This is a genomic window from Kineosporia corallincola, from assembly GCF_018499875.1.
GTDB lineage: Bacteria > Actinomycetota > Actinomycetes > Actinomycetales > Kineosporiaceae > Kineosporia > Kineosporia corallincola.
Genome location: NZ_JAHBAY010000008.1, coordinates 64,337 through 86,018 on the forward strand (window position 1 = coordinate 64,337; position 21,682 = coordinate 86,018).

Annotated in this window: 17 protein-coding genes and 1 tRNA gene; 11 read left to right on the forward strand and 7 right to left on the reverse strand. The window is 70.5% G+C overall.

The features are described from left to right. Positions 1-5 precede the first annotated feature (5 nt). Positions 6-3,239, forward strand: coding sequence for an AfsR/SARP family transcriptional regulator (locus KIH74_RS19755; protein ID WP_214157484.1), 3,234 nt, complete (start codon positions 6-8; stop codon positions 3,237-3,239). 5 nt (positions 3,240-3,244) lie between these two features. Here the strand turns inward: KIH74_RS19755 and KIH74_RS19760 are convergent, their stop codons facing one another. The 4 genes from KIH74_RS19760 to KIH74_RS19775 form a co-directional block, all read right to left on the reverse strand. Continuing rightward, a complete protein-coding gene (locus tag KIH74_RS19760) occupies positions 3,245-4,075 on the reverse strand; it encodes an ABC transporter permease (protein ID WP_214157485.1) in 831 nt (276 codons plus the stop codon). Further along, positions 4,072-5,019, reverse strand: a complete 948-nt coding sequence (locus tag KIH74_RS19765; RefSeq protein ID WP_214157486.1) for an ATP-binding cassette domain-containing protein — start codon at positions 5,017-5,019, stop codon at positions 4,072-4,074. The genes KIH74_RS19760 and KIH74_RS19765 overlap by 4 nt, the downstream gene beginning before the upstream one ends. A 111-nt stretch (positions 5,020-5,130) precedes the next feature. Beyond that, on the reverse strand, positions 5,131-5,856 hold the full coding sequence (locus tag KIH74_RS19770) for a hypothetical protein (RefSeq protein WP_214157487.1): 726 nt from the start codon (positions 5,854-5,856) through the stop codon (positions 5,131-5,133). A gap of 95 nt (positions 5,857-5,951) precedes the next feature. Beyond that, positions 5,952-6,158: a hypothetical protein gene (locus KIH74_RS19775; protein ID WP_214157488.1), complete on the reverse strand. Its 207-nt coding sequence runs from the start codon at positions 6,156-6,158 to the stop codon at positions 5,952-5,954. Positions 6,159-6,234: 76 nt separating this feature from the next. Here KIH74_RS19775 and KIH74_RS19780 point away from each other — a divergent pair, with 76 nt between their 5' ends. After that, positions 6,235-7,713 carry a sulfatase family protein gene (locus KIH74_RS19780; protein ID WP_214157489.1) on the forward strand — a complete coding sequence of 493 codons (1,479 nt, stop codon included), beginning with the start codon at positions 6,235-6,237 and terminating at the stop codon, positions 7,711-7,713. Further along, positions 7,710-9,323 carry an Eco57I restriction-modification methylase domain-containing protein gene (locus KIH74_RS19785; protein WP_214157490.1) on the forward strand — a complete coding sequence of 538 codons (1,614 nt, stop codon included), beginning with the start codon at positions 7,710-7,712 and terminating at the stop codon, positions 9,321-9,323. The genes KIH74_RS19780 and KIH74_RS19785 overlap by 4 nt, the downstream gene beginning before the upstream one ends. Positions 9,324-9,628: 305 nt before the next feature. On the opposite strand, the gene KIH74_RS19790 is transcribed toward KIH74_RS19785, so the two are convergent. Then, a tRNA-Leu gene (locus KIH74_RS19790) sits at positions 9,629-9,712 on the reverse strand. Between the two features lie 368 nt (positions 9,713-10,080). Here KIH74_RS19790 and KIH74_RS19795 point away from each other — a divergent pair. The 7 genes from KIH74_RS19795 to pknB are packed head-to-tail and all read left to right on the forward strand — an operon-like array spanning position 10,081 to position 19,646. After that, positions 10,081-10,833: an FHA domain-containing protein gene (locus KIH74_RS19795; RefSeq protein ID WP_246572760.1), complete on the forward strand. Its 753-nt coding sequence runs from the start codon at positions 10,081-10,083 to the stop codon at positions 10,831-10,833. Between the two features lie 10 nt (positions 10,834-10,843). Continuing rightward, positions 10,844-11,335, forward strand: coding sequence for an FHA domain-containing protein FhaB/FipA (locus KIH74_RS19800; protein WP_214157492.1), 492 nt, complete (start codon positions 10,844-10,846; stop codon positions 11,333-11,335). A 3-nt stretch (positions 11,336-11,338) separates the two neighbouring features. Beyond that, positions 11,339-13,030, forward strand: a complete 1,692-nt coding sequence (locus tag KIH74_RS19805; protein ID WP_214157493.1) for a PP2C family protein-serine/threonine phosphatase — start codon at positions 11,339-11,341, stop codon at positions 13,028-13,030. Further along, the gene (locus KIH74_RS19810; RefSeq protein WP_214157494.1) at positions 13,030-14,505 is read left to right on the forward strand and encodes an FtsW/RodA/SpoVE family cell cycle protein; all 1,476 of its coding nucleotides are present in this window, start codon (positions 13,030-13,032) and stop codon (positions 14,503-14,505) included. The genes KIH74_RS19805 and KIH74_RS19810 overlap by 1 nt, the downstream gene beginning before the upstream one ends. Beyond that, positions 14,502-15,956, forward strand: coding sequence for a peptidoglycan D,D-transpeptidase FtsI family protein (locus KIH74_RS19815; RefSeq protein ID WP_214157495.1), 1,455 nt, complete (start codon positions 14,502-14,504; stop codon positions 15,954-15,956). Before KIH74_RS19810 ends, KIH74_RS19815 begins: the two co-directional genes overlap by 4 nt. Continuing rightward, positions 15,953-17,623 carry a protein kinase domain-containing protein gene (locus tag KIH74_RS19820; RefSeq protein ID WP_214157496.1) on the forward strand — a complete coding sequence of 557 codons (1,671 nt, stop codon included), beginning with the start codon at positions 15,953-15,955 and terminating at the stop codon, positions 17,621-17,623. The genes KIH74_RS19815 and KIH74_RS19820 overlap by 4 nt, the downstream gene beginning before the upstream one ends. A gap of 25 nt (positions 17,624-17,648) precedes the next feature. Further along, on the forward strand, positions 17,649-19,646 hold the full coding sequence (gene pknB / locus KIH74_RS19825; RefSeq protein ID WP_281418031.1) for a Stk1 family PASTA domain-containing Ser/Thr kinase: 1,998 nt from the start codon (positions 17,649-17,651) through the stop codon (positions 19,644-19,646). Positions 19,647-19,716: 70 nt separating this feature from the next. Here pknB and KIH74_RS19830 read toward each other — a convergent pair whose 3' ends face one another. Further along, positions 19,717-20,346 (reverse strand): aminodeoxychorismate/anthranilate synthase component II, encoded by a 630-nt coding sequence (locus KIH74_RS19830; protein ID WP_214157498.1) that lies wholly within the window; start codon positions 20,344-20,346, stop codon positions 19,717-19,719. Then, positions 20,347-21,165: a DUF881 domain-containing protein gene (locus KIH74_RS38770; protein ID WP_443669983.1), complete on the reverse strand. Its 819-nt coding sequence runs from the start codon at positions 21,163-21,165 to the stop codon at positions 20,347-20,349. Positions 21,166-21,332: 167 nt separating this feature from the next. Between KIH74_RS38770 and KIH74_RS19840 the strand changes: the two genes are divergently transcribed. Then, on the forward strand, positions 21,333-21,581 hold the full coding sequence (locus tag KIH74_RS19840; RefSeq protein WP_214157500.1) for a cell division protein CrgA: 249 nt from the start codon (positions 21,333-21,335) through the stop codon (positions 21,579-21,581). Positions 21,582-21,682: the final 101 nt, after the last annotated feature.

The following is a 21,682-nucleotide window of genomic DNA, read 5'->3' on the forward strand; positions in this document are numbered from 1 at the left end:
GGCCCGTGCAGGTATGCGTGCTGGGGCCGTTGACGATCGAGGCCGAGGGTGGGCCGGTCGACATCGGCGGTGCCCGGTTGCGTGCACTCCTGGTCAGGCTGGCGGCCGACGCCGGCTCCTGGGTGCCGGTGAGCCGGCTGGTGCAGTCGCTGTGGCTGCTCGACCCACCGGCCGACGAGGTCAACGCGTTGCAGTCGCTGGTCTCCCGGCTGCGCCGGGCACTGCCCCGGCCCGACCTGGTGGAGTCCGGACCGGCCGGGTACCGGCTGGTGATCACCACCGACGACGTGGACGCCCTGGCCTTCGAGCAGATGGTCAGCCAGGGCCGTCGGGCGACCACGCCGCAGGAGACCGTGGACCTGCTCGGCCGGGCCCTGCGGCTGTGGCGTGGCAACCCGCTGACCGAGGTGGCCGACGCCCCCTACGCCGAGGCCTGGACCGAGCGGCTCGACCGGCTGCGGCTCACCGCCGTCGACGAGCGCGCGGCCGCGCTGATCGACCTCGGCCGGCCCGGCGAGACGGTGACCGAGCTGGAGGAGGTGGCCGCGCAGCACACGCTGCGCGAGCGCACCCACGAGCTGCTGATCCGGGCTCTGGCCGCGGACGGCCGGCAGGGCGAGGCGCTGGCCGTGTACGAGCGGCTGCGCCGGGCGATGGCCGACGAGCTCGGGCTCGATCCGCCCACGGCTCTCCAGGAGCTCCAGGCTCGGGTACTGCGTGACGACTCCGCCCTGCGTTCGTCGTCCCCCCGCCAGACCCCGCCACGCCGCACCAACCTGCGGGTGCCGCTGACCAGCTTCGTCGGCCGGGAGGCCGAGCTGGCCGGGATCACCGGCCAGCTCCGGCTGGCCCGGCTGGTCACCCTGGTCGGCACCGGTGGTGCCGGAAAGACCCGCCTGGTCGGCGAGGTGGCCAGCCGTCTCACCGGTCACGACGCGGTGTGGATGGTGGAGCTGGCCCCGGTGATGAACCCGGACGACGTGCCCTCCACCGTACTGGGCAGCATCGGCACGATCGACCGGTCGCAGCTCGACGTCTCGGTGACCACCCCGCAGCCGGTGCGGGAGGCCCGCACCCGGCTGGTCGAGGCCCTGGCCCCGCACGACACGGTGATCGTGCTGGACAACTGCGAGCACCTGATCGAGGCCTGCGCCGAGCTGGCCGGGTTCCTGCTCGCCCGCTGCCCCCAGCTGACCGTGCTGGCCACCAGCCGGGAGCCCCTGGGCATCGTGGGCGAGTCGATCTGGCCGGTACGCCCACTGTCGACCCAGCACTCCGACAGCCAGAACTCGCCTGCGGTCGAGCTTTTCATCGACCGCGCCGCCCTGGTGCGCCCGGGGTTCCGGCTCACCCCGGAGAACACCGGCGCGGTCACCGAGATCTGCCGCCGCCTCGACGGCCTGCCCCTGGCGATCGAGCTGGCCGCCGCCCGTCTGCGCACCCTCGGGCCGGAGGCGCTGGCCGGCCGGCTGGACAACCGGTTCCGGCTGCTCACCGGCGGCAACCGCACGGCCATGCCGCGGCACCAGACGCTGCGCGCGGTGGTGGCCTGGAGCTGGGAGCTGCTGACCGACACCGAGCGCGACCTGATCGAGCGGCTGTCGGTGTTCCCCGGCGGAGTCACCGCGGAGACCGGCTCGGCCGTCTGCACCGCCGCGATCGGTGGAAAGCCCGACTTCGACGAGGACGACGTCACCGATCTGCTCATCTCGCTGGCCGACAAGTCGCTGCTGGTGGCGAACACCGACGGGGCGCAGCCGCGTTACCGGTTGCTGGAGACGATCCGGGAGTACGCGCTGGAACGGCTCTCCGAGCGCGGTGGGATGGCGAGCATGCGCCGGGCCCACGCGGTGTACTTCCTGAACCTGGCGGAGACCGCGGACCCGCACCTGCGCGGGTCGGAACAGCTCGTCTGGCTGGCCCGGCTCACCGCCGAGCGCGACAACCTGCTGGCCTCGCTGCGCTTCGCGGTGGAGACCGAGGACGCCGACCACGCCGTGCGCCTGGCCGGCGCGCTGTGCTGGTTCTGGGCGATGACCAGCCGGCACGAGGAGGCCGGCAACTGGGCCGAGCAGGCCCTGCGGGTGCCCGGCGGGACCGACCCGGCACACCGGCTGTTCGCCCTGGTGCTGCGGGTTCTGAGCACCTCGATGGAGGGTGAGCGGATGCCCTCGGAGGAACAGCTCGCCGAGATCGAGGAGCAGTTCGCCCTGGTGGACGTGTTCCAGGCACACCCACTGCTGAGCTTCGTCGAACCCTCTCTGGCCGCCCTGCGTGAGGGTATGGAGGCGGGCCGGGTGATCGCCGAGCGGCTGATGGTCCAGCACCCGGATCCGTGGGCCCGCACCATGCTCAAGATGATGACGGCGCTGCTCGCCGAGAACGAGGGCGAGTTCGACCTCACCGCGAAGCTGGTCCCGCAGGCCCTGGCCGAGTTCCAGGCGATCGGCGACCGCTGGGGCATCGGCACCGCGAGCAGCCAGCTCGCCGAGGTGCGGCGCACACTGGGCGATCTGGACGGGGCGATCGAGCTGCTCGCCCAGGCCCGGCAGATGATGATGGAACTGCTGGTGACCGACGACGAGGCGCACGCGCTGGTCCGGATCGCCCGGATGCGCCGCGAGCTGGGCGACCTGGACGGGGCCCGGCGCGATCTGGAGACGGCCCGGCAGATCACCGTGGGCACCGGCTCGGCGATGTCGGAGGCCCTGGTGCTCTCCGGCGAGGCCTCACTGGAGGCGGCCGAGGGCAACCTGGTGCCGGCCCGGCGACTCGCTGAGAGGGCACTGGAGAAGTCTCAGGAGACGCCCGAGTCGGTTCCCCAGCTGCGCGGGATGCTGCTTGCCGACCTGGCCGGCTTCGAGATGGACAACGGCGAGATGCCGTCTGCTCTGAAGCATCTCGGCGAGGCCGTGTCGGACGCCGTGCGCAGCCGCGACATGCCGGTGGTGAGCCGGGTGATGGTGAACGTGGTGCAGTACCTGCTGGCCACCGGCCAGGCCGGCACCGCCGCGCAGATGCTCGGCGCCGCCGCCGCGGTGCGTGGCCACAGTGGCCTGGCCGACCCGGACTTCGCCCGGATCACGCGCAAGCTGCACGAGGTTCTCGAACCGGCGCGGTTCACCGCGGCTTTCGAGAAGGGCGAACAGATGGAAAGGCCCGTCGCCCTGGAGTTCCTGAACGACACGATCAAGGACGCCGCCGAGCCCGGTCCGGGCCCAGCGGCGTCCTCAATTTAGGTTTTTCAGGTACGGGAGCGGTACATCCGCACGGCGAGCGGGGCGAACACCGCCATGATGCCCACCGACCAGGCGATCGACTGAAGTGCGGGGCTGAGGATCTCGCCGCCGAGCATCAGGCCGCGGCAGGCCTCGGTGAGGTGCGTGATCGGGTTGACCTTCACCCAGGCCTGGAGCCAGCCCGGCAGCGTGTCGGTCGGCACGAACATCGACGAGCCGAAGGTCAGCGGGAACATCACCAGGAACCCGATGCCCTGCACCGTGCCGGAGTTGCGCACGGTGGTGCCGAGGAACACCGACACCCAGGTCAGCGAGAAGGCGAAGAACAGCACCAGCAGGCAGGCCCCGAGCGCCTGGAGGACGTTGGTCTCCACCCGGAATCCGATGGCGTAGCCGAATCCGAGCAGCACGGCGATCGAGGTCACGAACCGCACGACGTCACCCAGCACCGCCCCGACCAGCGGCGCCGCCCGGGGTATCGGCAGGCTGCGGAACCGGTCGAACACGCCTTTTCCCATGTCGGTGTTGAGGTTCACCCCGATCGCCAGGGTCGCGAACAGCACGGTCTGCACCATCAGGGCGGGCAGCACGAATTGCAGGTAGGCGTGCTGGGAACCGGAGATCGCGCCGCCGAACAGGTACACGAACAGCACGGTGAAGATGATCGGCTGCACGGTGACGTCGATCAGCTGTTCCGGCGTGCGCCGGATCTTGAGGATCGACCGGCCCGCCAGGATCAGCGAATGCCGCACCAGGGGAAAGGGTTTGGCGGGGGTCTCGGAGGTGGGCGCGGAGGGGACGTCCGGCGCCTCGGTCATCAGGGTGGGGGCGGTCATGCCGCACGCTCCTCTTCGCGGACGCCGGTCAGGCTGTAGAAGACCTCGTCCAGGCTGGGCAGTCGCAGGGAGAGTTCGGTGACGGGGATGCGGGCCTCGTCGAGCCGGCGCACCAGGGCGGTCAGCGCGCCGTCGTTGTCGACCGGCACGCTGAGCACGCCGCGGGCGGGTGAGTCGACGGCCTTGGCCGACACCTGGCCCAGCAGGTCGCGCACGGTGTCGAGGTGGGCCGGGTCGGTGGGCCGCACCACCAGGGTCTGGCCGCCGACCACCTGCTTGAGCTCGGCCGGCGTGCCGTGGGCGATCACCCGGCCGTGGTCGATCACGGTGATGTCGTCGGCGAGCGCGTCGGCCTCCTCCAGGTACTGCGTGGTCAGCAGCACGGTGGTGCCGTCGGCGACCAGACCGCGCACCAGGCGCCAGACGTCGTCGCGCTTGGCCGGGTCGAGGCCGGTGGTGGGCTCGTCGAGGTAGATCACGGCCGGGCGGCCGACCAGACTGGCCGCGAGGTCGAGGCGGCGGCGCATGCCGCCCGAGTAGTGCTTGGCCGGGCGGTCGGCGGCCTCGGCCAGGTCGAACTGGCCGAGCAGGTGCCGGGCCCGGGCCAGCGCGTCGCGCTTGGTCAGGTCGAGCAGACGGCCGATGAGCACCAGGTTCTCGGTGCCGGTCAGGTCTTCGTCGACGGAGGCGTACTGGCCGGTGAGGCCGATCTGGCGGCGGACCTGCGGCGCCTGGCGCACGACGTCCAGGCCCGCCACGGTCGCGCGCCCCGCGTCGGGTCGCAGCAGTGTGGCGAGGACCCGGACGGCTGTCGTCTTGCCGGCGCCGTTCGGCCCGAGGACCCCGAGGACAGTGCCCTCGGAGGCCGCCAGGTCGACGCCGGCCAGGGCGGTGGTCGCGCCGAAGCGCTTGACCAGGCCCTCGGCCTCGAAGGCGTATGCCATGAGTGGGCTCCTTGGATGGGTACTTGCTGACCCGTCCACGGTGGCCCGGCGCGCTGTCAGGCCGCGCACGGCTCGCTGTCAGGCGCTGTCACTGCGCCTGACAGCGGGTCGTCACATCTCGAACTCGCCGCCGCCGAAGTCACCGCCGCCGAAGTCACCGAAGTCGCCACCGGCCTCTTCCAGCTCGGCCTGGCCGTTTTCGGCCTGCTGGGTGAAGTCGTCGGCCGCGGCCTCGTAGCCTTCCTGGAACTCGCTCTCGTCGAACCCGTCGAACATCGCGTCGGCGATGGCGGTGCCGACGAACGCGCCGGCCACACCGGCGAGCAGACCACCGGCGAGCATGCCGCCCATGCCCATGCCGCCGCCCATGCCACCCATGCCGCCGCTCATGCCGCCGCCGCGGCCGAAGCTGCGCTCCAGGGTGCCCGGGCTGCGCATCTCCGCGCGGGTGGCCATGCGGGCCAGGTCACGCGGACTGTCGGTGCGGGCCCGCTCGGCCGGTGGCACCTCGCTGGAGAGCTCGGCCAGCACCTGACGCCGCTGGTCGGGCGAGAGCTTGGCGAACGCCTCGGCGTGCGCCTCCTCGATGCGCTCGGGAGGTGCCGTCTTCAGCATGTAGCGATAGCGCGCGATGGCGGCCTGGTCGGCCTGCGCGTCGCTGCCCGGCTCGGCCCCCGGACGAGACGGCTGCGGGTAGCCGCCCGGGCGGCCGGTGGGCGAGCCCCAGGCCGGTTGCTGCTGCTGCCCGCCCCAGTTCTGCTGATACCCCTGCTGCTGGTATCCCTGCTGGTATCCCTGCTGCTTGTCACGGCCCAGAAGCCTGTCCAGGAAGCCCACGACAGGTCACACTCCTCCGTCTTGTCGTCACGACCTCACGCAGTGACGCTGCCCCATGTCGAACGAGTGCGCGAATGCACAGGTTCCTCACGGGTTCAGGGTGGGGTCGTGCCCAGCGGGGTCATCCGCACGGACTCGGTCGGGGCGACGGGTTCGACCGACGACACCACGCGGCCGAAAACACCCGCGAAGAGCGCCTGCAACCCGATGAAGGCCGCCAGGAACGCGGCCACCGCCCCGCAGACGATCAGCCCGTACTCGACCACCGAGGCACCGGTGTCGCAGGTGCGGCCACGACTCACCCCGCCGACACTACGGCCCAGCCGCGCGGGAACGCCGGCAACCGGGAAACTACTGCGCGTGGGATGCCTCAGGGTCGTGACGATCGCACCGGCTGTGCTGCTGACGGTGCTGCTGGCCGGGCTGCCGGCCTGTTCCGCCCCGGCCCCGGACGCCGATGCCCGCCCCACCCGGACCGCGCAGGACCCGAACCGGCCCAACCTGGTGTTCGTGCTCACCGACGACCTGTCGATGAACCTGCTGAAATACCTGCCCGCGGTGCGGCAGATGCAGCGTGAGGGCACCACGTTCTCCCGGTACTTCGCCACCGACTCGCTCTGCTGCCCGTCCCGCGTCTCCATCTTCAGCGGCCGCTACCCGCACAGCACCGGCATCTACCGGAACGTCGGTGACGACGGCGGATACCTCACCTTCAAGGCGCGCGGCCTGGAGCGTGACACGATGGCGGCCGATCTCCAGAAGGCCGGCTACCGCACCGCGATGATGGGCAAGTATCTGAACCAGTACCAGCCCGGCACCCCGCGCAGGCCGCGTCCGGTGCCACCCGGGTGGAACGAGTGGGCGGTCGCGGGTTACGGCTACAACGGGTTCGACTACAACCTGAACCAGACCGGCCAGGTGGTGCACCACGGCACCGGCCCGGGCGACTACATCACCGACGTGCTCTCCGGGCTGGGCCAGGACTTCATCCGCCGCGCCGCCGCCGAGAACCAGCCGTTCATGCTGGAGATCGCGCCGTTCATGCCGCACGCGCCGTACATCCCGGCGCCGCGGCACGCCAACGAGTTCGCCGGGCTGAAAGCGCCCCGCACCCGGGCCTACGGCGCGACCACCCGGAACGCGCCGTCGTGGCTGAAGCGGTACCGGCTGACGGCACGCGACCGGGCGGGCATGGACCGCGACTTCCGGCTGCGGGCCCAGGCGGTGCAGGCAGTGGACGAGATGGTCGCGGCCCTGCGCCAGCAGCTGGAGGCCACCGGCACGGCCGGCAACACCTACCTCGTGTTCAGTTCCGACAACGGTTACCACATGGGCGAACACGCGCTGACCAGCGGCAAGACCACGGCCTTCGACACCGACATCCGGGTGCCGTTCGTGGTGGTCGGGCCGGACGTGCCGGCCGGGCAGACGGTAAACGCCCTGGCCTCGAACATCGACGTCCGGCCCACCTTCGGCGCTCTCGCCGGGGCACGGGTACCGGCCCACGTGGAGGGGCAGAACCTGGCCCCGTTGTGGCGGGGCGGCTCGTCCCGCCGGCAGTTCGTGCTGGTCGAGCACCACGGGCCGGTGACGAACCGGAAGGACCCGGACTACCCGCTGCCGGCCGGCGGCAATCCACCGGACTACGAGGCGATGCGGGGCAAGGACTGGCTCTACGTGCTCTACCGGGGCGGCGAGCAGGAGTACTACGACATGACCCGGGATCCGCACCAGCTGAACAACATTGCCGGTTCGGTGTCGAAGAAGCGGCTGCGGCGGCTCAAGGCCGTGCTGCGCCGGGCCGAGGCCTGCTCCGGCGGCGCGTCCTGCGCGCGGGCCCAGCGAGCCGGCCGGTGACCGCACCCGCCCGCAAGGCCCGCGGCGCCTTCTTCACCCCCGCCCCGATCGCCGGTTACGTCACCCGGTGGGCCCTGCGCGGACCCGCCGGCCGCGTGCTCGAGCCGGCTTCCGGAGAGGCCGCCTTTCTGCTCGCGGCAGCCGAGTTCGGTGGTCCGGAGTGGCTTCTGGACGGCGTCGAGCTGCATCCCGCCTCGGCCGACGCCGCTCGCTCGGCGCTGGCCGCGACCGGTATCCAGGCCGGCGTCACCACCGCCGACTTCTTCACGCTGAACCCGACCGGCGACTACGACGCGGTGATCGGCAACCCGCCGTACGTGCGCTACCACGACTTCACCGGGGCCGACCGGATGCGGGCCCAGGCCGCGGCCCGCCGGGCCGGGGTGGCGCTGAGTGGCCTGGCCTCGTCGTGGGCGGCGTTCACCGTGCACGCCGCCGGATTCCTGCGCCCCGGTGGGCGGCTCGGCCTGGTGCTGCCGGCCGAGTTGCTCAGCGTGAACTACGCCGCGCCGGTGCGCCGGTTCCTGCTGGAGAACTTCGCCCAGGTGCGGCTGGTCGCCTTCACCGAGCGGGTCTTCCCCGAGGTGGTGGCCGAGATCGTGCTGCTGCTGGCCGACGGCTACCGGTCCGGCTCGGGACATCTCGAGACGCTTCAGGTGCACAATGCCGCTGAGCTCGAGACCCTGCCCACCGAGCCGATTTTCGAGTCGTTCACGGTGACCGCCCCGGACCGTAAGTGGACGCCCGCGCTGATCCCGGCCGAGCCGCTGCGGGCCTTCGACCAGTTACTGCGTGGCCCGGCGTTCGGGGTGCTCGACGACTGGGGCAAGGTCACGCTCGGCATCGTCACGGGCAACAACGGCTACTTCGCCCTGACCCCGGAGCGCGCGGCCGGCCTCGGGCTGGGCCCGGCCGACCTGTTGCCGCTCTCCCCGCCCGGCAGCTCGCACCTGCGGGATCTGGAGTTCACCGCCGAGGCCCTGGCCGACCTGGGCTCGGACGGCGCCGCCACCCTGCTGTTCCGGCCGGACCTCAAGCGTTCCCCGGCCGCCGTCGCCTACGTCCGCTCCGGCGAGGCGCAGGGCGTGCACGAGGCCTACAAGTGCCGCATCCGCACGCCGTGGTGGCAGGTGCGGCTGCCCGAGCCGCCCGACCTGCTGCTCACCTACATGAACGCCGACGCGCCGCGACTGGTCGCCAACACCGCCCGGGCGCACCACCTGAACTCGGTGCACGGGATCTACCTGCACGACCCGTCCCTGGCCCGGCTGCTGCCGCTGGCCGCCCTCAGCTCGGTCACCCTGCTCGGCGCCGAGACGGTCGGAAGATCCTACGGAGGTGGACTTCTCAAGCTGGAGCCGAGCGAGGCCAAGCAGTTGCCGCTGCCCTCGCCGGACCTGCTGCGCGACGCCGCGCCGGCCCTGGAGGCGATCCGGCCCCAGGTGGCCTCGGCCCTGGCCCGGTTCCGGCTGCCCGAGGCGACCCAATTGGTGGACGACGCACTGCTCAGCCGCACCCTGGGCCTGGATCCCCAGGTGGTGCGGCAGCTTCGCTCCGCCCACGCCCATCTCCAGACCCGGCGGCAGGACCGGGCACGGACCCGGTTCTGACAGCCGACCTGGGTCACCCCGGGCAGCGTTTCGTCCCGGCCACCAGCCTCCGTCCTGCACCGGGTCGCCCGCCTATTACCCGGGATCCGGGACCGGTCGACCTGAGACCTCGACCGCTTCCACGACCTGCCCGCCGCCGACATCACCTTGGCTCGCGGGCATCCTGTCCGGCATCACGATTTCTCATGACCGGTCGGCCGGCGTGACGTTCCTCTCGGCCGGGAAGAAAATTGTGCCCCGGCGGGCACAGCTGACACGACAAGACGAAGACCCCCGGATGATCTCCGGGGGTCTTCGTTCGACGGTGCGCGAGGGGGGAGTTGAACCCCCATGCCCTTTCGGGCACACGGACCTGAACCGTGCGCGTCTGCCTATTCCGCCACTCGCGCTTGTTGCTGGTACTGCTGGTGTTTCTTGGTGTTGCTCCTTGGTGCGGTCCAAACGCTAGCACGATTTGCGGGGCCCCCTTGACCACCGCCCCCGCGCCCGGGGCCGCCGTCGGTGACGAGCCGGGCATCTGGGGATAATCGGTGTCGATCTCCGGCCCCCGTCACATCCACGGGCCGGACCGGCTCGCGGATACGCTGGAGGTGACTGGACCCGTGCCGAGGATCGTGGCGCGCCTCTCAGCCGTTGTCCGCGACGGGGGGCTGTCACGGAGCCCGAGCACCGGACCGGTCGTGAAGCGACCGTGACTGCGGCAGGATCTGTGAGGATCAGCAGTCATCCACCGGACCGGGAGGAGGTAGCCGTGGGAATGTTCGACCGGATGGAGAAGGGCATCGAGCGCGCCGTCAACGGCGCCTTCGCCAAGGCCTTCAGAAGTGAGGTGCAGCCGGTCGAGATCGCCAGCGTCCTCCGCCGCGAGCTCGACGACCGCGCCACCGTGGTCGCACGGGGCCGCACCCTCGCGCCGAACACCTTCGTGGTCGACCTCGGCACGAGTGACTACGAACGCCTCGGCGAGTGGGAAGCCACGCTCAGCGAAGAACTGCGCGACGTGATCGCCGAGCACGCGGACAGCCAGGAGTACTCCTTCGTCGGGCCGATCACGGTCCGGTTCGAGCAGGCGCACGACCTCGACACCGGCCGTTTCCTGGTCCGGAGCAGCACCACCCGGGGCACCCGCCCCCAGCAGCCGCACCCGCAGCAGCAGGCGATGTCCCGCCCGCAGCAGCAGTCAGCGGGTTACGGGCCCCCGCCCGTGCAGCATCAACAGCAGCAGCCCGATCACCCGTCCCTGGTAGTGGACGGCCGGGTGTACCCGATTACCGCGGCGGTCACCGTGATCGGCCGCGGCACCGAGGCAGACGTGATCGTCGACGACATCGGTGTGTCCCGGCGACATGCCGAGGTCCGCGTCGAACACGGCCGCCTGGTCGCTGCCGATCTGGGATCAACGAACGGCACCTTCGTCGACGGCGAGCGGATCAGTACCGCCGAGGTCGTCGACGGCAGCCAGATCAAGATCGGCCGCAGCACCCTCGTCGTCCGCTTCGGATCATGGTGATGAAACCGCGATGAGCGAGCTCACGCTGACCCTGCTCCGGCTGGGTTTTCTCGCAATCCTCTGGCTGCTGGTTCTCTCGGTCGTGGCGGTTCTGCGCCGCGACCTGTTCAACAGCGCCAGGGTCAGCCGCCGGCAACCGGCGATGGCCGGGGGCGGTGGTCCGATACCGGGCGGCAGATCCCAGCCGTCCCATCAGCCGGAGGCCCCACCGATGCCGACCACACTGGTCGTCACGGCGGGATCACTGAAGGGCACGACCATCCCGCTGGGGCAGGCTCCGATCCTGATCGGACGCGCCCCGGAGAGCACGCTGGTGCTCGACGACGACTATGCCTCGGGCCGTCATGCCCGGCTGTCGTTGCGGCACGGGCAGTGGATGGTCGAGGATCTCGGATCAACCAACGGGACCTTTCTGGGACGCAACCGCGTTCAGGATCCGGTACCGATCGCCCCCGGAGCACAGGTCCGGATCGGGCGTACCGTCCTAGAGCTGCGGAGGTAAGACATGGCGATCGCGTTGCGGTACGCGGCGCGCTCCGATGTCGGCCTGGTCCGGTCCAACAACCAGGACTCCGGCTTCGCCGGACCCAGCCTGCTGATCATCGCGGACGGTATGGGCGGGCACGCGGGCGGTGACATCGCGTCGTCCCTGGCCATCGGGAACATGGCGGCGCTGAACGACCTGGAGCACGGGCTCGAGGCCGCGCTGGACGAGCTGACCGAGTCGTTGCGGCACGTCCAGCACGAGCTGGAAGCACGCGTGGTGGACGAGCCGGCACTGTCCGGCATGGGCACCACGGTCACCGCGATCCTGCGGGCCGGCAGCGGTCAGCTGGCCCTGGCGCACATCGGTGACTCGCGGGCCTACGTGCTGCACAACGGCCGGCTCGACCAGATCACGCGCGACCACACGTTCGTCCAGCGGTTGGTGGACGACGGGCGGATCACGCTGGCCGAGGCCGAGCAGCATCCTCAGCGCTCGGTGCTGATGCGGGTGCTGAGCGACGTGATGGACGACGTCGAACCCGACCTCACCACGCTCGACGCGCGCATCGGTGACCGGTACCTGCTGTGCTCCGACGGGCTCTCCGGCGTGGTCAGTTTCGAGACCATCGAAGAGACCCTGGCATTCGGGAAAGACCCGGCGAGCACCTGCGACCAGCTGGTCCAGCTGGCCCTGCGCAGCGGTGCCCCCGACAACGTCACCTGCATCGTGGCCGACGTGGTCGACTCCGTGAGCTCTCCCGTGAGCATCGAGCCGGTGATCGTCGGAGCCGCCTCTCTTCATCCCCAGCCGCGGGTCGGATTCGGCGGATCCGCGGCTGAACGAGCGGCCGAGCTGACCTCCACGGCACCGATTCCGGTGGTCCGCGACTACGACCAGCGTGATCACCCGGCCGAGCAGCTGTACGCCGACGACTACCAGGACGAGTACCGCGACGAGTACGGCCAGCCGTACCGCGACGGTTACCGCGACCAGTACGGGGAGTACGGCGACCAGTACGACCGGTACGAGAACGGGTCGCGCCAGGAGGAGGAGCCGCCGCCGGGCGATCGCCGGCGCGGCGGCCGGGGCCGCAAGGACAACCCGAAGCGCGGCCTGCGCATCGGGGTGTTCACGCTGGTCCTGCTCATCCTGCTGGGCGGTGGCGGGTTCGGTGCCTACCGCTGGAGCCAGGGGCAGTACTTCGTCGGTGCCGACTCCGGTTCGGTGGCCGTCTTCAAGGGCCTGAAGACGAAGGTCGGCCCGATCGACCTGAAGAGCGTCGACTCGCGCGCCTCCGACGTACCGGTGAGCGGCCTGTCGGAGAGCAGCCAGGCCAAGGTCAAGGCCGGCATCCCGGCCGACGACAAGGCCGCCGCCGAGTCCACCGTGAACGGCCTGCGGGCCGAGGCCCAGTGCATCGCCAACGCCGAGGCAGCCGCCGCGGCCGAGGAAGAGGCTCAGGCCAACCCCACGCCGACCGAGACGCCGACGCCCGACCCGACCACCACCAAGGCGGCCGGCAAGAAGGCCACCGAGAAGTCGACCGACAAGTCGGCCAACGCCGACGGCACCGTCAGCGACACCGAGGCCGGTATCGAGCTGGTCGGCAACACCACCGGAACCGGCACCTCGACGGGGACACCGACCCCGACGACGACGTCCACGCCGGGTGGTGGGAACACCACGTCGGACTGCGGGGAGGACAGCTGATGGCGGCCGCGACAACTGCGGCACCGCGCACCGGCCGCAACATGGAGGCCCTGCTGATCGCCGTGGCGATCGGCCTGGCCATCGGCTCCTACGCCCTGGTCGGCCTGGCCATCGACGGCTCGCTCCCGCCGGGGATGCTCGGCTACGGCGCGGGTCTGGGCGGGCTGGCCCTGGTGCTGCACCTGGCGGTGCGCAGGTTCGCGCCCTATGCCGACCCCACGCTGCTGCCGATGGCGATGCTCCTCAACGGCCTGGGCCTGGTGATGATCCACCGGCTCGACCTGGCCAAGGGGTTGTCGTTCAGCGAGTCGCAGGCGTTCCGGCAGCTGCTGTGGAGCACGCTCGGGGTGGTCGCGGCCATCGTCATCGTGGTCTGGCTGCGTGATCACCGGCTGCTCAGCCGCTACACCTACGTGGCCATGGCCGGCGGTCTGTTCATGCTGCTGCTGCCGCTGGTGCCGTTCCTGGGCAAGAACCTGAACGGCGCCCGCATCTGGATCGGCCTCGGCCCGTTCTCGTTCCAGCCGGCCGAGATCGCCAAGATCCTGCTGACCATCTTCTTCGCCGGATACCTGGTCACCGCCCGGGACTCGCTGTCCCTGGCCGGCCGCAAGGTGATCGGCGTGCAGCTGCCCCGGGCCAAAGACCTGGGCCCGTTGCTCACTGCCTGGGGCGTCACCCTGGCCGTGCTCGTCTTCGAGCGCGACCTGGGCACCTCGCTGCTGTTCTTCGGCATGTTCGTCGGTCTGCTCTACGTGGCCACCGAGCGCGGCAGCTGGGCCCTCATCGGCCTGCTGCTGTTCGTCGGTGGCGCCCTGGCCGCCTTCAAGGTGTTCACGCACGTGCAGAACCGGGTCAACTACTGGCTGCACCCGTTCGACCCGGACATGATCGACAACGCCACCCAGATCGTGCAGGGCATCTTCGGCATGGCCAGCGGCGGTCTGCTCGGCACCGGCTGGGGCGAGGGCAGCCCGCAGACCAACTACTACGCCGAGAGCGACATGATCTTCGCCTCGCTCGGCGAGGAGCTGGGCCTGACCGGGTTGTTCGCCCTCCTGCTGATCTACGCGCTGATCGTGGAGCGCGGCATCCGCACGGCCATCGGGGCCCGCGACGGCTTCGGAAAACTGCTGGCCACAGGTTTGTCCTTCACAGTGGCGATGCAGGTCTTCATCGTCGTCGGCGGTGTCACCCGGGTGATCCCGCTGACCGGTCTGACCCTGCCGTTCATGGCCGCCGGTGGTTCGTCGCTGCTGGCGAACTGGGTGATCATCGCGATCCTGATGCGGATCTCGGACTCGGCGCGGCGTCCGGCCAGTGAGGTGGACGGCGACGGGCCGCTCTTCGACCTTCCGTTCGACGAACTGCCCGACGAGCTGAAAGACGAACTGAACGACGGCCCGGAGCGCCACGGCGACCGCCGCGACGGCTTCGGTCCGGGTGACAATCAGGAAACGGTGGTGGTCCGGTGAACAGCCCGATCCGGCGGCTCGCCGCGGTGATCACCGTGCTCTTCGCGTCGCTGTTCATCAGCGTCACCTACATCCAGGTGGTCTCGGCGGCGTCGCTGGAAGACAACGCGAGGAACACCCGGTCGCTGACGAAGGAACGCAGCCGTCAGCGCGGTCAGATCCTGGCCGGCAGCAAGGTGATCGCCAGCTCCGAGCCCAGCGACGACGTGTACAAGTACCTGCGCAGCTACTCCAGCGGCGCGATGTACGCCCCGGTGACCGGGTACTACTCGGTGCGTGGCAACTCCACCGGTCTGGAGGGCGCGGAGAACGAGTACCTGTCCGGTTCCTCGGACGAGCTGTTCATCCGCAACCTCACCAATCTGCTGACCGGTGAACAACCGTCCGGCGCCACGGTGCAGACCACGATCAACCCGAAGGCGCAGAAGGCGGCCTGGGACGCGCTGGGTGACCAGCGCGGCGCGGTGATCGCCCTGAACCCGAAGACCGGCGAGATCCTGGCGATGGTCAGCCGTCCCTCGTACAACCCGAACAGCCTGGCCGAGCACGACACCGACAAGGCTCTGGACTCGTACGCCAAGCTGAACGCCGACGACCTGGAACCGCTGCTCAACCGCACGATCAACCAGCTCTACCCGCCGGGTTCCACCTTCAAGCTGGTCACCTCGGCGGCGGCGCTGTCGAGCGGCGAGTACAGCGCGGACTCCAGCGACGGCCTGATCGGCGACGCGATCATCACCCTGCCGGGCACCTCGACCACGCTGAAGAACGACACCAACGCCCCGTGCGCCGACGGCTCCCCGACGCTGACCGAGGCACTTGTCGAGTCGTGCAACACTACTTACGCGCAGCTGGGAATCGATCTGGGCGAAGAGGCGATGTCCGAGCAGGCCTCGAAGTTCGGGTTCGGCCAGGACCTGACCATCCCGCAGCGGGTGACCGAAAGCATCTTCAGCGACGGTGCACTCGCCGATTCCTACCTGGGTCAGTCCTCGATCGGCCAGTACAACGTCCGCACCACGCCGTTGCAGGTCGCGATGATCGCGGCCGGGATCGCCAACGACGGGGTCGTGATGCGCCCGAACCTGGTCAAGAAGGTCACCAGCGCAGACGGCAAGACCGTCTCCGAGCCCGGCGCCGAGGAACTGTCCGAGGCGGTCACCCCCGAGGTGGCCGAGGAGCTGACCGAGATGATGAAGGCTGTCGTGCAGAACGGCACCGGCACCAACGCGCAGATCAGCGGGGTCGAAGTGGCAGGTAAGACGGGTACCGCACAGAATGCCGAGGGTGCCGCACCGCACGCCTGGTTCACCTCGTTCGCCCCGGCGGACGACCCCCAGGTGGCGGTCGCGGTGGTCGTCGAGAGCGGTGGTAAAGCCGGCAACGAGGCCTGGGGCGGAACGGTCGCCGCACCGATCGCCAAGGCTGTGATGGAGGCGGTGATCAAGTGATCACCAACGTGGGTCAGCGGTTCGGTGAGCGGTATGTGCTGAAGGAGCGCATCGCCGTCGGTGGCATGGGCGAGGTCTGGGCCGCCGTCGACGAGGTGCTCAACCGGCCGGTCGCGGTCAAGGTGCTGCGCACCGATCTGGCGCCGGACGCCAACTTCCAGGCCCGGTTCCGGGCCGAGGCGCGCACCGCCGCCGCACTCAGTCACGGCGGTATCGCCGCGGTCTACGACTACGGCGAGGCCCTCGGGTCGGCGTTCCTGGTGATGGAACTCGTGCCCGGTGACCCGCTGTCGGCGATGATCGCCGACGAGGGCGCGCTGGGTTCGGAACGCACTTTGTCGATCGTGGCGCAGGCCGCCCGCGCGCTGCACGCGGCGCACCGGCACGGCGTGATCCACCGCGACATCAAGCCGGCCAACCTGATGATCACGCCGGAGCTACGGGTCAAGGTCACCGACTTCGGCATCGCCCGGCCGCGTGACCACGAGCCGCTGACCGCCACCGGCCAGGTGATGGGCACGGCCCACTACCTGGCGCCGGAGCTGGCGCGCGGCGAGGTCGCCTCACCGCTGTCCGACGTGTACGCGCTCGGCGTGGTGGCCTACGAATGTCTCACCGGCTGGCGGCCGTTCGAGGGTGACAACCAGGTCGCCGTCGCCACCGCCCACCTCCAGGACGAGCCGCCGCCGCTGCCCGAGACCATCCCCGCGAACATCCGCGGCATCGTGATGTCGGCGATGGCGAAGAACCCGGCCAAGCGTCCGCAGGGCGCCAACGTGCTGGCCTCGCTGATGGAAGACGCCCGGCTGCGCGGTCTGGCGGGCGGCCGCCCGTCCGACATCGACCTGGAGCACGACCCCGACCTGGCCCCGGCCCCCCGGGGCGGCGGGGACTGGCCGCCCGGCGCCGACACCCAGACGCACGGGCAGTCCGGGCGCCGCAACGCCGCGATCGACCGGGCCGGTGGCCCGGGCAACGGTGGACGCCCGTCCGCGTGGGAGTCGCGCAACCAGCGGCAGCGCGAGCAGGACCGGGACGGCGGTGGCCGGCCGCTGGCCGACTCCGGCTACGCCCCGGCGCCGGACCACAGCTACCGCCGGGAGGCCCGTCAGCAGCCGCCGCAGCAGGGTGGATACCGGCAGCAGCAGGGTGCTTACGACGACGAGTACGCCGGCTACGACGACAGCCGCCGGCCTCGTTCCGACCAGCGGTCGGCGTACGGCGGCGACTCCTACGACCGGCAGGATTCGTACGACCGGCAGGACTCGTACGACCGCCAGGACTCCTACGACCGGCAGGACCGTTACGACCGGCAGCAGGAAGACGACCCGTTCTCCTCGCTGGGCTCCACCGGCGACTACCCGTCGCGCAGCGCGGCCCGGGGCAACAGCCGGTCGCGCGCCAGCCACGGCCGGTCGCAGCAGTCCGGTGGCTACCCGGCGGAGAGCTCGTCGTCCGGGCGGGGCGGCCGGCGTCGGCTGTCGATGCCACTGGCGGCACTGATCGCCCTGGTGGCGCTGGTCGTGATCGTGGCGCTGTTCGCATCGCGGGGCGACGCCGCCACCCGGTCGCAGCACACCTCCGGGTTGCGATCCGGTCACGTCTCCTCGTCCGTACTCGCAGACAGCAACGCGAGCATGGTCACGGGCGTCGGGATCAGGGGATGATGGACGCGGCCAGGACGACGCGAGGATGGAACCGGTGAACGACAACGTGCGGGTGCTCGGCAACCGCTACGAGATCGGCGAGCTGCTCGGACGCGGCGGCATGGCCGAGGTGCACGCCGGCCGCGACGCTCGTCTCGGCCGCACCGTCGCCATCAAGCTGCTGCGCACCGATCTGGCCCGGGATGCCACGTTCCAGGCCCGGTTCCGGCGCGAGGCGCAGTCCGCCGCTGCCCTGAACCACCCGTCCATCGTCGCCGTGTACGACACCGGCGAAGACACGATGGTCGAGGCCAGCGGTGCGGTGGTGAACCTGCCCTACATCGTGATGGAGCACATCGAGGGCCGCACGCTGCGCGAGGTGCTCGGCGAGGGCCACCACCTCGACGTCGACGCCGCCCTGGAGATCACCACCGGGGTGCTCACGGCGCTGGAATACAGCCACCGCATCGGCATCGTGCACCGTGACATCAAGCCGGCCAACGTCATGCTGACCCCGGTCGGCGACGTCAAGGTGATGGACTTCGGCATCGCCCGGGCGATGTCCGACTCGTCGTCCACCATGACGCAGACGCAGGCCGTCATCGGCACCGCGCAGTACCTCTCCCCCGAGCAGGCGCGCGGTGAGCAGGTCGACACCCGCAGCGACCTCTACTCCGCGGGCTGCCTGCTCTACGAACTTCTCACCGGGCGCCCGCCGTTCATGGGTGACTCCCCGGTCTCGGTGGCCTACCAGCACGTGCGGGAGCAGCCGATCCCGCCGAGCCACCTGGTCGGCGGCATCCCTGAGTCGGTCGACCGGATCGTGCTGCACTCGCTGGCCAAGGGCCGCGACGAGCGCTACCAGACCGCCCAGGACTTCCGCGCCGACGTCGAGGCCGCCCGCGGGGGCCAGCAGATCTACGCGCCGATGCCGGCGATGACCGGCTCGCAGGCCACCACCCAGTTCATGCCGGCGGCCGACGGCACCCGGGCGATGCCGCCGGTGCCGAACGCGGCCCAGCAGGGCGCATCGCTGTACGGTGACCAGGCCACCACGGTCGGCGGCCAGAACCAGTACGACCCGTACCAGCAGGACCAGTACGGCCGGCGCTCCCACGAGCCCGAGTCGGACAACCGCAGGCCGCTGGTGATCGGTGCGGCGGTGCTGGCGCTCATCGTGGTGATCGCCATCATCCTGAGCCAGACCGTCTTCGGCGGCGGCGACGATCCCTCCAGCAACGCGAACGGCGACGGCACCACGGTCTCGGAGATCACCGTCCCCGAGGTGGTCGGCTCGGCCCAGGCCGTGGCGATCAAGGCTCTCACCGACCGGCAGTTCCCCGAAGACAACATCAAGATCACCAAGGTCGAGACCGACAACGCCGACGAGGTCGGCAAGGTGACCAAGTCCGACCCGGGCGAGGGCGAGACGGTGTCCACCGAAGACACCATCACGCTCACCGTCGGCAAGAACGCCAACACCGCCACCGTCCCGGACCTGAGCAACATGTCGGTCTCCGAGGCCACCCAGGCCCTGGAAGACGAGGGCCTGACCGCCAGCCCGCAAGAGATCACGCAGAGCAAGTCCACCTCGCCCGGCATCGTGGTCAGCAGTGACCCCGCCTCGGGTGAGAGCGTGAAGCCGGGCAGCTCGGTCAGCTTCAAATACACCTCGTCGAACGTGACCATGCCCGATGTCTCGGACATGACCTACAACAAGGCCAAGAGTGCCCTGGCCGCAGTCGGTCTGAAGGCTTCCCGCACCTACAGCGAGACCACGGCTCTCAGCCCGAACACCGTCATCGAGGCCGCCTACAACGTCGGCGATTCGGTGGCACGAGGCAGCACCGTGGGGCTGACCGTGGCCAAGGCCCCGACCGCCACCGAGACCACCGAGCCCAGCACCGACCCGACCGAGACCGTCGCACCGACGACAGACCCGACGGCGACCACGGACGCGCCCACCGCGACCGCGACCGACGACTCCGGTGACGACGACGGTGGCGACGACGGCGAGGACGACGGCCTGGGCGGCCTCGGCTGATCAGAGCCGGCTGATCCACACGTGAGAAGGGCCCGAGCTGTTCAGCTCGGGCCCTTCTCACGTCCAGGTCCTACCGGCGCACCAGCGGCGCCATCCCGGCCGAGCGCTCCACCGCGTCCTCGTCGCCGCACACCTTGAGCCAGTTGGCCAGCAGCCGGTGCCCGCCCTGCGTCAGCACGCTCTCCGGGTGGAACTGCACACCGAACAGCGGCAGCTCACGGTGCTGGAGGGCCATCACCACCCCGCCCTCGGTGCGGCCGGTGACCTCGAGCTCGGCCGGCACGGTGTCGGAGACCACCGCGAGCGAGTGGTAGCGGGTGGCCGTGAACGGTGTGGGCAGCCCTTCCAGCACTCCCGCACCGTCGTGCTGCACCTCGCTGGTCTTGCCGTGCATCAGCTCGCTGGCGTGGGTCACGGTGGCACCGAAAGCCTCACCGAGCGCCTGGTGGCCGAGGCACACGCCGATCATCGGCTGCTCGCGCTCGGCGCAGTGCAGCACCATCTCGGGGCAGACCCCCGCGTCCTTCGGGGCGCCGGGGCCGGGAGACAGGAGGATCCCGTCGTAGCCGTCGGCGTCCTCAATTTTCACTTCGTCGTTGCGCCGCACGTCGCACTCGGCACCGAGCTGGGTCAGGTAACCGGCGATCGTGTAGACGAAGCTGTCGTAGTTGTCGACGACGAGCACTCTGACGGGCTTCACTCAGGACTCCTGATCCGTGTCGGTGGTCGAGCTCTTCGGGGTGGGGGACGCGGTCTCCTCGCCCGCCACCCGGGCATGGCTGAGGGTGAGCGACCCCTGGTAGGCCGGGAAGTTCAGGTTGCCCGACGTCTCGACCTTCCAGCCCAGCCGTAGCGACGCCACGTACTGGAGGTAGATGTCGATCTGCGGGGAGCTGTCCATCGCGGCCCGCATCCGGTCGGTGTCGCCGATCGCCCGGATCACGTAGGGCGGCGAGTACACCCGGCCCTGAAGGATGAGTGTGTTGCCGACACAGCGCACGGCGCTGGTCGAGATCACCCGCTGGTCCATCAGCATCATCGCCTCGGCACCCCCGGCCCACAGCGCGTTCACCACGGCCTGCACGTCCTGCTGGTGCACCACCAGGTCGTCCGGCCCGGCCTGGGCGGGCACCGAGGAGTCGCGCGGGGCGTCGTCGAGCGTGACGGTCAGCCCGGGCCCGGTCACCGCGACCAGCCCGGCCTGCGCCTCCACACCGACCGACCCCTGCTCCAGCTCGCGGATCGTGCTGTCGCTGCGCGCCGCCGCCGCGCTGTCGGCCTTGACCTGGTCGTTCAGCTCGGCCACTCGCTGCGAGCGCTCCTGCACCCGGGCGTTCTCGGCCTGCACCAGGTCTGCCAGGTCGGCCCGTTCGGAGCGCAGCTGGGTGCCGTGCGAGGTGTGGGCGCTGGTGGTGAACAGCAGGCCGGCCGCGATCAGCACACCGCCGACGCCCACCGCCCCGGTGCGGCTGCGCCGGGGCTGCCGGACGACCGGCGTGGCGGTGCCGCCGAGGGGGATGTGCGGGTCGGGCGGGGCACTCGCGCGGGGGCGTGCGATACCGCTCTCGCCTGGATCGTCCGATGCGGGTGCCACGGCACTACGCTAGAGGACGTCGCACACGCTCACGGCCGCCCGTCTGCGTGTGCCAGCAGCCTGTGCCATTTCTGTCCCCGAGGAGACCGCCGATGCCCGAGTCCAAGCAGCGGAACAAGGGTGGGTACGAAGCCCCCCGCGCGAAGACGGCCGCCCCGAAGCCGAACGGTCGCTTCTTCGCGCCCGTCATGGTCGGCTTCCTGATCATCGGCCTGGCCTACATCGTGGCCTACTACCTGACCCAGGGCGACTACCCGATCCCCGGCCTGACCAACTGGAACCTGCTGATCGGGATCGGCATCGCGCTGGTCGGCTTCGGCATGCTCACCCGCTGGCGCTGAGTCACGCAACCGAGCACAGCCCGCTCCCAGGAATTACACCGGTGGAACTTGTCCCCAGGTTTTTCCACAGGTGTGTAAAACCGCTGGTCCGGGAGTGAAAA